Origin of the sequence: Rossellomorea sp. KS-H15a (genome assembly GCF_024195245.1) — a bacterium.
Lineage (GTDB): Bacteria > Bacillota > Bacilli > Bacillales > Bacillaceae_B > Rossellomorea > Rossellomorea vietnamensis.
Genome location: NZ_CP096886.1, coordinates 521,633 through 533,975 on the forward strand (window position 1 = coordinate 521,633; position 12,343 = coordinate 533,975).

A 12,343-nucleotide genomic window follows, 5' to 3' on the forward strand; every position below is an offset into this window, starting at 1 on the left:
TATCCACATTCTATAATCGGGATTCATCCGTCAGTTTCATCGTGACTTCTTTCTTCTTACCATCCCGGTAGAAGGTCACTTTCATTTGATCGTTCACTTCTTTTTTATTATATAGATGCTTCCTCAAGTCGATTACATTCTCGACCTTTTCACCATCAAGTTCAATGATCACATCGAGCTCCTGCAAACCAGCTTGAGCAGCAGGGGAATTCGGAACAGTTTGTCTGATCATCACACCATAATGGATATCCTTCGGCAGCTTCAAGGTTTCCTGCTGGTGATAGGCAGAAATCTGATTGACATCTTCCAGTGTCACACCCATTGCAGGACGCTTCACTTCTCCGTATTGCTCAAGGTCTTCAATGATAGGTCGAGCAGAATTAATCGGGATGGCAAGTCCGATTCCTTCCACCGCTTCCTGGGCGATCTTCATGGAGTTGATGCCGACCAGCTGACCTGAAATATTGATAAGGGCTCCACCGCTGTTACCAGGGTTGATGGCTGCATCGGTTTGCAGAACCTCTGCGTTCCAATCCTCCATCCCGTCCTGATTGATGTCGACAGGAATCGTTCTCTCCACACCTGAAACGACACCCTGCGTCACGGAACCTGAGAATTGAAGTCCAAGGGGGTTCCCAATGGCGATGACAGGCTCACCCGCTTTGAGCTCATCCGAATTTCCAAACTCGGCAATATCGTCATCCTTGATCTTGCTTCCCTCGATTTCTATGACGGCAAGGTCTGTCCAAACGTCAGTACCACGGAGTTTAGCAGGAACCTTTGTACCGTCAGCGAGGGTGACCTCCAATTGGTCAGCCCCTTCCACAACGTGATTATTCGTCACGATATAGACCGTTTTTCCTTCTTTTTTATACATGACCCCTGATCCCGTTCCTGCCTGTTGGTCCTGGGTCTGCCCACCACCCTGACCCCAGAAGCTTTGGGATTGGATATTCGTGATTCCGACCACGGAGTCCCCGGTCTTTTCAACGGCTTTCGTTACATCCGTCGTCACATTGACTGACACATTCTTGGTGGTTCCATTATGATACGTCTGATCCGTTTCTTTCAAATCTTGATCCGGTTGGACCGAATAAGGTAATATATCAAAGTTTGTCAGTTGAGGAATGGCTACGATTACGAGGATCGCCCCAAGGATTACTCCCAATAGCCCCGCCAGGAACATTCCTCCCCGATTTCCCTTTTGCCTGCCAGTCCTGCCTTCAGAATTATGATCACCATCATAATATCCCATGCGTCTTCATCCTTTCTAACAGCTATTCCTTTTGTTATTTTATCTTTACAAGCCCGATTATAGTCAGATTAAATTAAAAAATGATGAAAAGATGGTAAGAAATTTATTAGGTTACTATTTATGTAAACAAAAAAGGCGAAGACAGAAGCCCTCACCTTTTTCATACCTTTATAAGAGAAATCATAAACATTTGAATCGATTTAAATCGCAACTAAAGGCGTTGGTACTTTAGGGTCCGTATCAAATAGATCGATTTGTTCTCCTACCAGGATTCCCTTTGATTCGAGTGTTTGGGTGACACTCATTCTTGCGAGATCTTTCATATTGTTATCAAGGCTTAAATGAGCCAGGTAAATACCCTTGGTGTTATCACCCATCACTTCACTCATGGCAATGGCCGCGTCTTCGTTGGATACATGGCCGTAATCACTCAGGATCCGGCGTTTGATATTCCAAGGATAACGGCACATCCTGAGCATCCCTACATCATGATTGCTTTCAAATACATAGGCATCGGCATTCGAGATGATCCCTTTCATCCGATCGCTGACATAGCCCGTATCAGTGACAAGAACAAGCTTCTTCTCCCCATGATGGAAAATATAAAACATCGGTTCTGCAGCATCATGTGATACACCGAATGACTCGATGCTTAAGCCCCCGAAATGCTTAGCCGTTTCCATATCAAAAGAAAACTTCTGCTCTGTATCAATCTTCCCCACAAGACCGTCCATGGCGTTCCACGTCTTATCATTCGCATAGATCGGCAGCTTGTATTTCCTCGCCAATACACCGATCCCCTTAATGTGATCACTATGCTCATGGGTGACCAGAATCCCCGACAAATCTTCAATCTTCCGGTCGATCTGACTGAACAATCCTTCCATCTGCTTGCCGCTCAATCCGGCATCGACAAGAAAGGAATGCTCCTCCGATTCAACAAATATCGCATTTCCCGTACTGCCGCTAGCAAGTACACTAAAATGCATCGTCATATCTCTCACTCCAATGTTTCTTTTTCCGGTTTGGTGACCTCTACTATCTGTCCTTCTACGGCATTGATAAATAAATCTTCTTCTTTATCCCCTGATTCCACGACAAAGTGCCAGGTTGGTGCAAGGACCTGGGATTCCTCTGACAAGAACGTCCAATACCCCAATTTCGGTTTGTGAACGACACTATCCGGACTGATTTTTTGATTCGTATAAAGGCCCTGCAATGCTACAAAGGAAGGAATGATGGATTTATCTTCCCCAAACTCACTCAGATCCTCAAGCATGGACTGTTTATACGATACAATTTTATTATCATTATTGACGGTAATGACGATCTTTCCATTTGTATTATTGAATAACTGCCTTCCCCGATACGTCTGATAATACGTGATCGTCTGTTCTTCCGTGTTGTAATCCCAGAAGCTGTACTTATCGCCATCAATGACTTCGTTCTCCATGAAGTCATTTAAATCATCCGGTGAAAAATCCTTATCTAATGAAACAGGTTCGTCTAACGTTGAATGAATCGTACTTTCGTTAATAACGGTAACGTCTTGGTCCTTTAAGAGACTGATATCTTCATCCTTAAATTTCTTTGATTTAGCCTGTATATATTTTTCTTCCGTTGGATCCTGGGATAACGTTTTTGGGTATTTAATTTTGTCCGCCTTTAATTTTTCCTCAAAAGTAGCCTGACTAAGTGTTTCCGGGTTGCTTTCTGAGACTTTATTTATAAAAAGGGACATTAAAAAGATATCTAATACGAGAAAAACAATGATGAAAATGCTTTTCGTTTTACTCCAATCCATTTTACAGTCCCTCCTTGTCATCGACGGATAATCTCAACCAATTACCATCGTATTTATAATACCAGGAGGGTTCGAAATTCAGTTTTCTGCTTTCATTTGGGTCTCTGGTCATTTTATACCCAACGGCAATATCCTCTACATAATCAAGGTCGATCCCATCCACTTGATTCAAAGCATAGATGACGGAAGAACCTGATGGTAACAGGACTTCAGCCGTATCTTTAAACGAGAAATCTAGTTTAAAGTAAGGCCGACTGTATTTATTGATACCGTTCTGACCCCATGTTTGGGAGACTTCAGCCATCCCGTTATCGTTGAAGACAGGGTGGTTTTGCAGAAAAAGGCGATAAACGATTTTATTTTCATAAGGGCTGATGGAAAAGAGCTGATAATCATCCGTCCAACCACCATGATCATTGACGAACTCCATGCTCTTTTGTACGAGCATGGCAGGTGAGGAGCCATCATCCTTATCCTCAGAAGGATTAACGAACGAGAAGGTATTGTGATTCTTATCCACCGTCAATATGGAGGAAACGTCCATGAACGTCACCAGATCGTCCACTGAGCCCATATTTACACTATTGGGATCACTGAATAGCGCCTGTTTATATTCTTCAAGGGAACTTAATTCCGTGTAGTAATAATAACTGACATAGTCCTCGGCATCTTTGGGTAGAAAAATGGTATTCTTATCATTTATCGGTTGTTCCACATATTGACGATAAGCGCTGTTATATAATGCTCTTTGCACGAAATTCCGTTTAAACGAGTCGAGGCTGGCAAGGCTCACCTGACATTCATACACAGCCTTCTCCTCTTTATCGTCACTTACTGTAATAAAGAAAATGGAGCCGGAATCACCATTTGCGTTGTGCAAATCAATGATAATTCGATTAAACGAAGCCGTGGAAACATTTTTGTCCTCCAAATTCAAACCTTGACTGAAGACAGATAAGGGGACGATGTCAGGAAACACCAGTTCAAACTTATCTTCACCCTGAATAAGAGTATTGATTTCTTGAAAACTATACTCGTTTGATACATTTTTAATTTCAAACAGGGACCACTTTCCCAGCTGTTCGGTCACTTTATTCATTTCGGTCTGGTTTGTAGTACCGACTGTCTTGTTTCTTCCATGATAAAAGAGCTTGTAAGGTCTAATAAGGTGGGTATTCAACTCGTTATCCTTGAGCTTTTCCCCGACAGAAACATCATAAGCACCATCACTGTTGATCGTATCGTAACCTGGTGAATAGGTCCAAAGATTAAAGGTAAGGAAAATACTTATGCAAACAAGTACGGTTAAGACTATCGATTTTATTTTTTCATAATTCATGACCAATCATCCTCTTGTGTGGAATCATATGGGAGGGTAAATACGATTGTCGTCCCCTTACCTTCTTTACTCTTCGCCCACACATCGCCACCGTGTGCTGATATCATTTCTTTCGCAATGGCAAGGCCTAATCCAGTACCGCCCATTTGTCTCGTACGGGCCTTGTCTACGCGATAGAAACGTTCAAAAATCTTCTCCAGATTATCTTTCGGAATCCCTAACCCCTGATCGGATACGCTGATCTCAATGAATCCATCCTTTTCTTTCACCGTAAAGGTAATGGTGCCGCCTTCTGGTGAATACTTTAATGCGTTGGAAATGATATTATCCAACACTTGAGTGATCTTGTCCTGATCGATTTCTACGAACATCGCTTTATCCGGCAAGAAGCGGTTAAAGGTTACATTTACATGTTTCGTCATTTCAAAACGATCGATGATTTTATGGAAAAACAGGATGAAGTCCACCCAATCTTTATTAAAACGATAGTCTTTGCTATCCATTTTTGATAACTGAAGGAGGTCATTGACGAGACGGATCATCCGCTCAGTCTCGTTCTGGGTCACGTCAAGAAATTGCGGCGCTATTTCCCTATCCTCCCATGCTCCTTCTGCCAGGGCCTCCAGATAGCTCCTCATCGTCGTCAAAGGAGTGCGAAGTTCGTGGGAAACGTTGGCGACAAATTCCCGTCTCTCTAAATCTATCTTCTCTTGTTCCGTAATATCATGCAAGACTGCTATAAGACCATTCACGAAGCCCGTCTCTTTTTGGATAATAGAGAAGTTCGCGCGTAATATATACGGTTTATCCTTTGTACTGTAATCCAAAATGATAGAGTCCTGCTCATTCGATAAGTCATCGAATGTATACTCCTCATCCAGACCCAACAACGAAACGATCGGTTGGGAAACGACTGTTTCACGTGAAACATCCAGCATATCAGCAGCAGGATCATTAATGAGAATGACCCGGCCTTTTCGATCAGTCGCAATGACCCCATCCGTCATATAAGACAGCACTGAAGAAAGCTTCCTTCTCTCCCCCTCAGTCGTTGCCTGGGCTTCTTGAAGACGCTTTGTCAGATTATTAAACGTAATGGCCAACTGACCGATTTCATCGTATCCGTAGACCTTTACCTTCCTCGAGAAGTTACCTTTTGCCATGGCTAAGGCCTGCTTCCTCATATCTGATATGGGCCTGGTAACGGTTTGGGCCAATAAGACACCCAAAACAGCCGTTATCGCTAGTGCAATAATGGTTCCATTCGTGAAGATCTTATTGATTTCACTCATTTGATCATAGACCGTTTCGATTTCCCCGGCGATATAGATGGTCCCGATGACTTCGTTGTTCGACTCAATCGGTTTGGTGTATACCCATATCCGGTCCTTTGTCTTATCATCAAGGTAGATATCGTCGTCACCAAATCCGAGAGCAAGGGCTTTTTTAACCTCTTTTTCCGCACTGATCTGACCGACCAGACCTTGATTATTAGGATCAGAGGTACCCTCAATCCTGGCTCGGCTATTGATGACCCTGATTTCAGCTATATCGGATGTTTTACTGCTATCATCCAATATCCTGTATATATCCTCCTGAAGGGTGGGATCGTCCTCGGTCCTTTTTTTCAACATGGCTTCTTTGACGGTATATTCTAATAAGTTCACTCTATTGGTAATAGAGGTTTTAAAGTTCTCCACCAGCTTCTGCTCCAATTCCCGCACAAAATAAACCCCGATGATTTGCATGGCGAGAAGGATGAGCAGGACGTAGATCAGAACAAATTTCAAATGAATCGAACGGGTTAAGCCAACTTTCTTCATTACATATTACTCCTGTTCAGGATTTCGTAAGTAATAACCTACTCCTCTACGTGTTACGATCCAGGTAGGGTGACTTGGGTTATCTTCAATTTTCTCGCGAAGACGTCTGACAGTCACATCGACTGTGCGTACATCCCCGTAGTAATCATAACCCCACACTGTTTGAAGTAAATGCTCACGGGTCATGACCTGTCCGATATGTTTCGCCAAGTAATGAAGGAGTTCGAACTCACGGTGCGTCAATTCGATTGTATCTCCCCGTTTTGAAACAACGTAGGCATCCGGATGAATCGTTAAGGATCCGACGGTGATTTCATTGTTCTCATCCTCGACAGCTTGCTGCGCCCCGTGCTGGTGGCGTCGCAGGTTGGCTTTCACCCTGGCAATCAATTCACGTGTACTGAACGGTTTGGTCACATAATCATCCGCCCCAAGCTCCAGTCCCAATACTTTATCGATTTCAGAGTCTTTCGCTGTCAGCATGATGATCGGCATTTCATACTTCTTCCTGATTTCACGGCACACTTCCATTCCATCACGATTCGGAAGCATGATATCAAGAAGAACAAGATCCGGTTTAATTTCTTCCGCCATCTTCACCGCTTCATCGCCATCATATGCGCAATGAACCTCATATCCTTCCTTCTTCAAATTAAACTGTAATATATCTGCAATTGGTTTCTCATCGTCAACGACTAATATCTTCTTTTCCATATCAATTGATCTCCTTTAGAAAAAAGTAATGGATCATATAAAGTTGTGATTAGTATAGGATTCTTCCTTTAAATTTATCACTTTCTCCATATTAATTCATCTTTAACTCTATCATACCCTTTATTTCTATGCTTGTTGAACTATAATCTAAATATAACAAAGGGGACTGACAAATAAAATGATTGTGTCAGTCCCTTGCTTGATTCCCTCTATAAAATTACAGTACATCCAAAGGATTAATCAATGATCCATTTTTGAAAATTTCAATATGAAGATGAACACCTGTTGCTTCACCCGTTTCTCCCATGATCCCGAGTTTCTGTCCTCTTTCCACCGTTTGGCCGGCAGAAACAGAGATGGAGTCTAAATGGGCATAAAGAGTTCTATATCCATTTCCGTGATCAATGATGACCTTATTTCCATAACCGCCATCGTCCCAGCCTGCTGATACGACTCTTCCGTTATCAATGGATTTGATGGTACGGTCACTTGGACGGGCGATGTCGATGCCCTTATGCATTTTACCCCATCGCTGGCCTTGCTTGGAAGAAATATATCCGCCATTCGTCGGCCATGCAAAGCTTCCCGATCCTCGTGAAGGAATGGCTTTCGTCCCTTTGACCACGATATATTTTACCGGATCTTTTAATTTCTTTTCTTCTTTTACATTTTTAGAGATTTGAGAACCATTTACCTCTGTTGTTTCGAAGGTAACGGATTTCTCACCATCCTGACCCTCTTGCTTCACTTTCGTATCGCCCTTATTCATAGAAGAGTCTTCTTCTACTTCTTTATCGTAAGCAATCTTTTCAATCTTATTTGCTTCCTTCTTAACGAGTACGTGAACAAGCGGCTCGTATACAGTAACGTTTAACTCCGCACCAACCTTAAGTGCATCGCCCTCTTTCAATCCTTCATTTAACTTGAGTAAAGTACCGGTCGTTAATTGATGCTCTTCGGCAATCGCACTAAGAGAATCGCCTTCTTGAACTTTGTATTTCTTCTCTTCTAACGCACCTTTTTTAAGAAAATCGGCCGCTTCTTCAGGGGACATCATTTCTTCAGGTTTTACCTGCGCCTTTTTAACGTCTACATTCTCTTTGAAAGAAACTTCTAACAAACGTGTTTCATTTTCTTTTAAAGCGGGTAAAGAAGTGGTTGAAGAGTCCTTTTTCCTTGCTTCTAATTCAGCCAGCTCTTCATCGGAAACATAGTTAAGCTTAAAAGCTTTTAAAGCTTCTTCAGCCGCCTTTTCGTCTTTCACATACGCAACCGGCTTGTTATCGACAACCAAAGCAAATGCATTTGCTTCGATTGCTACAGATTTATTTACGTTTTCAATGACTTGTTGATTGTTGGTTTTGACAGCTTCAAATACATTCTCAGGTATGTATGTTACTTCATGATCAAAATCAACCTGGTAATCACTGTATTCCTTCTGAGCCTTCTCAAGCTTCTCCTCCAATACCGCCTTTACTTCGTCCTGACTTGTAACGGCACCTACATACTCACTATCCATGTACACATGATAGATGGTTTGCAAATCTTCTTCAGACCCCGTAGCGGCAGCAGAAGAAAAGGTTAAAGTGGTAAGGGCGAGGGTGGTGATCCCTACTCTCTTCACTAATTGACTTGATCTATGTCGAATATTAAGTTTTTTGTATTTGTCTAAAACGGGTGAAAACTTCTCTCCAAAACTCATTGACTTGCCTCCTATAAACTAAAGCAAAAATCCCAGTTAACGGTAGTTCATTAAGCCTAATTTAGTCGAATTCTATAAAATTGCTACTTTACTAATTTACCATAATTCGACGAAAACCGGGACGCAGAATCATGATTGTAATATAACTGTATAATTTATCTGAAAATATAGTTTCGACTTTCGGGCAATGATCCGCGTCATAATGGGAATGATATGGGTCTAAGGATGTATTTTCGATTGAAATAGGGTTGGTAGAAATTAGAGGATTTTTGTTGTTTTATGTTACATGAATATTACAAGAGGCATAATAAAAAAGTACTACGAGAGTCTAAGTCGTCGCAGTACTTTTTGTGTGATGGCTCAGGACGGAATCGAACCGCCGACACATGGATTTTCAGTCCATTGCTCTACCAACTGAGCTACTGAGCCAAATAGTTTTCGGCTTCCGCTAAGCTTCGAATCTCTTCGTCAGCTCACTCAGTCACATCCTCACGTATGTAAAATACGCTCCGGTGTTCCTTCGATCGCTTCCTCGACCTTCTCGCTTATCGAAACCCTTTTCCATTTCATGAATATCAGATATGTAAATGGCGGTCCGGACGGGACTCGAACCCGCGACCTCCTGCGTGACAGGCAGGCATTCTAACCAACTGAACTACCGGACCAAAGTTTTTTTGCGCTAGCAAAAATAACTATCATTACTTTGCTCTTGCAAAAAATAAAATATGTATTCCATTTCCGTAACATCAAGTCTGCTAAACCAGCAATCTATCATCAAGGAAATAAAAATGACCCATACGGGATTCGAACCCGTGTTACCGCCGTGAAAGGGCGGTGTCTTAACCGCTTGACCAATGGGCCGTAAAAAATGGTGAGCCATGAAGGATTCGAACCTTCGACCCTCTGATTAAAAGTCAGATGCTCTACCAACTGAGCTAATGGCTCTCTAAGTATATATAAACACGAATCGAAGGCTTGATCAAAGCCTCTTTCGTGACAACGAAATTAATATTATCACAGGTTGATTGTCGAGGGCAACAGTTTTTTTGGTTTTTTTGTCGAAAATTATTTCTTGGGGAATAATTTGGTCAAACCGATGATTTTCGGAATGCATTTCGTTAAAACGGACTCCATCTCCTTCCTCAAAAAAAGACCCGCCACCAAAGCAGCAGATCTCCAATTTAAACAAAATCAATAAGTCAAACTAGCCGACACTACCAATCCTACGACAATCGACGCGGAGAACAGGCTGAATCCGATGGCAATGTTTCCTTCTTCCACTTTCTTGGCAAGATTTGTGCGTGGAGTCAGAACAAACTCAATGATCCAGTAAGCAATGACCTGGGTTGCAATTCCGATCAGACCCCAGATGAACGCATCAAGTAAATTAAGACTGTTTGCCCACACGGTGTAGATGACGATGGCGAGTCCGATGGCTTTTCCCCATAGTTTCAAGGCTACCGCAATGTTTCCTTCTTTGATTAACTTCGCTTCTGAGAACTTAGTAGTGAAGGCGAAGACGGTGATGCCGAGGATCATGAGTCCAAGGCCGGTTCCCACGTGGGCCAGAAAGCTGAGTAATGCTTCACTTGTTATGATTTGCATATGTTTCTCTCCTTTTTATCACTCCTGTATTCCTACAGGCAGAAAGTATGATTCGTTATCGGTGATGGCATTTCCGGCTCTGATCCCGATTGCGCCGGGATTACCGTTTATGATGAAGCTTCCGACCATCAGGCTTGCTTCCTTTTCCCCTTCATCCGTTGTGATCACTGAGACGGGAAGGGGGCAGAATTGTTGATAAACAGGCAGAGTCTGTTTATACGTTTCGTTTTTGTCTTCCAGTAGCACCTTACCCGTCGCTTCCAGTATTTTGACTGTATCTCCTTCACGACCGAATACAGGTTTTTGTACGTACGTCATTCCACACTCCTCAAACGTTTCAGGGTCAAGGTACGATGGAAGGAAGTAGCGCTCAATCCACTGATGTTCTTCCTTTGTGAAAAAGGTGCTTCCTTCTTCATGAAGCCCCCAAATGAGTGCCTGCACCCCTTTTGATTGAAGCAGAAAGGCAGATGGCGGATTCAAGACAGCCAATTTCTTATCCAACACCAGTTCCATCAGTTCCTGTCCGACTTTATCGTTCGTCAGGGGATCCTCATCCTCGACGAGATGCTCGATCGGATACGTTTGACGATATAATACATCGATTCTCTCCCCATCCGGTGTAAAAAGCCCATCGTTGCGTATTTGCAACTGATCAAGGCTCACATACTCTGAAGGGACGCCCGAGAGATCCTGTATATACTTCGTTGTCAGGTAGTCTTCTTCGTGATCGGCATGGGAGGTGAACACGATCTTTGCGTCTCCTTCCCTTTGAAGTGACTTCCAGGACGATAAAAGAGCCCTTTTCAACTCTTTGGATAATTGTTCTTCCATCCCTTCATTCGGATTCGCATAATCGAAGTACTCACAGACCTTTTCATTCACATGATAAAGCTCTTTGATGAAAGTTGGAGTATCACTATTAAATTCTAATAGTTTCATATCTCCATTAGATACGACGAAATCAAATCTCCCAATGATACATTCTTGAGGGACGGACTTACATTTTATATATGAGAGGGATTCTTCAGGGTACCCCAGTTCGAGAAGGGTTCCATCATCCAGCTCCCGAAGAAGATCTGCCGTCTTATCAAAAATGGCGTAGACACGCTTCGATGCTTCTTGAATCGCCATGATGTTGTTTCTGGGTATCAGATGGATATCCAATAAGGAGTATTCCATATCATATAAATCGTGCCAGAACTCCGGGATGCCATTGTAAAATCCTCTTCTTTTCGCTTGGTGAGAGATTGGCATATTACCCTCCAAATCCACCTTTAGAGCCACTTCCAATTCCTGATTTGTAGCTTTTAGAATAAGATTTATAGCTTGGTGAGCTTTTCAGCCCAGATTTATTTTTATAATATCTTCCTCCATAGAAATAATGGCCGTAATGGGAAGATCGATCATCATCACAATAATACGTACCGCTGTCGTCATCCCAATCCCAATCGTCACAATCTACATCCGTCGGTTCCGGCGGGAGGTCCTGGTTCCCGCAGCCGCTCACCGATATTGCCATGACCGAGGCGGCCACACCCGCCATCATTTTTTTTGTTTTGTTCATCTACTTTCCTCCTCCAGCTTATATCCCGTTGCCTTTACATATAGAAGATATACATAGCGATCCTCATCTATTTCAGCAGAGTCGCGTTCCCATTCAACTCCGTCTATATAATAATAAACAGAACCGATGACGCTTAGAATATCAAGATGATAATCATGATGTTCTATTTTCAGGATAGGATTATTTTTCCGGTGATTGAGCTCACGAATTTCAAGTACCAATCGTTCCGGTGGAAACAAAGGGTCATTCAACGGTTCTTCCTCATAGGTTTCCACATAAATGACGAATACGTTGCCTTCTATAGAAGAAGAAAGCTGCCGGTAAGTGATCCCTTCCTTTACGAAGAACTCACATTCCCTTCTTGCGAGAATCTGTTCAAGCTCAATATCGGGGTAGTGATAAATGGGATCGAAGGCGTCGTTTCCTTTTCTCAATCGATACTCTAATATCGGTTCTTTCATTTCCTGGCATCCTCCTACAATGATTTCTTTAAACTATACGAACCAGTAAGGAAAAGGTTTCATTTTCAAGAAG

Annotated in this window: 11 protein-coding genes and 4 tRNA genes; all 15 read right to left on the reverse strand. The window is 42.6% G+C overall.

The features are described from left to right. Positions 1-10: 10 nt before the first annotated feature. On the reverse strand, positions 11-1,255 hold the full coding sequence (locus M1J35_RS02515; RefSeq protein WP_254652716.1) for a S1C family serine protease: 1,245 nt from the start codon (positions 1,253-1,255) through the stop codon (positions 11-13). 200 nt (positions 1,256-1,455) lie between these two features. Next, positions 1,456-2,250 (reverse strand): MBL fold metallo-hydrolase, encoded by a 795-nt coding sequence (locus tag M1J35_RS02520; RefSeq protein WP_034764817.1) that lies wholly within the window; start codon positions 2,248-2,250, stop codon positions 1,456-1,458. Between the two features lie 5 nt (positions 2,251-2,255). Continuing rightward, positions 2,256-3,059: a two-component system regulatory protein YycI gene (locus tag M1J35_RS02525; protein WP_254652717.1), complete on the reverse strand. Its 804-nt coding sequence runs from the start codon at positions 3,057-3,059 to the stop codon at positions 2,256-2,258. Position 3,060: 1 nt separating this feature from the next. Continuing rightward, complete coding sequence (locus M1J35_RS02530; RefSeq protein WP_254652718.1) at positions 3,061-4,398, reverse strand: YycH family regulatory protein; 1,338 nt, start codon at positions 4,396-4,398, stop codon at positions 3,061-3,063. Then, positions 4,395-6,221, reverse strand: a complete 1,827-nt coding sequence (walK, locus tag M1J35_RS02535; RefSeq protein ID WP_159363156.1) for a cell wall metabolism sensor histidine kinase WalK — start codon at positions 6,219-6,221, stop codon at positions 4,395-4,397. Before walK ends, M1J35_RS02530 begins: the two co-directional genes overlap by 4 nt. A 6-nt stretch (positions 6,222-6,227) precedes the next feature. After that, positions 6,228-6,935, reverse strand: a complete 708-nt coding sequence (gene yycF / locus M1J35_RS02540) for a response regulator YycF (RefSeq protein WP_034764811.1) — start codon at positions 6,933-6,935, stop codon at positions 6,228-6,230. A gap of 217 nt (positions 6,936-7,152) precedes the next feature. Further along, entirely contained in the window at positions 7,153-8,637 is a 1,485-nt protein-coding gene (locus tag M1J35_RS02545) for a M23 family metallopeptidase (protein ID WP_254652719.1), read from the reverse strand. A gap of 356 nt (positions 8,638-8,993) precedes the next feature. Beyond that, positions 8,994-9,066 (reverse strand) — tRNA-Phe (locus M1J35_RS02550). 159 nt (positions 9,067-9,225) lie between these two features. Continuing rightward, positions 9,226-9,302 (reverse strand) — tRNA-Asp (locus tag M1J35_RS02555). 124 nt (positions 9,303-9,426) lie between these two features. Then, positions 9,427-9,498, reverse strand: a tRNA-Glu gene (locus tag M1J35_RS02560). Positions 9,499-9,506: 8 nt separating this feature from the next. Further along, positions 9,507-9,582: transfer RNA gene (locus M1J35_RS02565), tRNA-Lys, on the reverse strand. A gap of 246 nt (positions 9,583-9,828) precedes the next feature. Continuing rightward, positions 9,829-10,242 carry a DUF350 domain-containing protein gene (locus M1J35_RS02570; RefSeq protein ID WP_254652720.1) on the reverse strand — a complete coding sequence of 138 codons (414 nt, stop codon included), beginning with the start codon at positions 10,240-10,242 and terminating at the stop codon, positions 9,829-9,831. 18 nt (positions 10,243-10,260) lie between these two features. Next, entirely contained in the window at positions 10,261-11,499 is a 1,239-nt protein-coding gene (locus tag M1J35_RS02575; RefSeq protein WP_254652721.1) for a glutathionylspermidine synthase family protein, read from the reverse strand. Between the two features lies 1 nt (position 11,500). Beyond that, the gene (locus tag M1J35_RS02580) at positions 11,501-11,809 is read right to left on the reverse strand and encodes a hypothetical protein (protein ID WP_061810504.1); all 309 of its coding nucleotides are present in this window, start codon (positions 11,807-11,809) and stop codon (positions 11,501-11,503) included. Further along, entirely contained in the window at positions 11,806-12,270 is a 465-nt protein-coding gene (locus M1J35_RS02585; protein ID WP_254652722.1) for a hypothetical protein, read from the reverse strand. Before M1J35_RS02585 ends, M1J35_RS02580 begins: the two co-directional genes overlap by 4 nt. Positions 12,271-12,343: the final 73 nt, after the last annotated feature.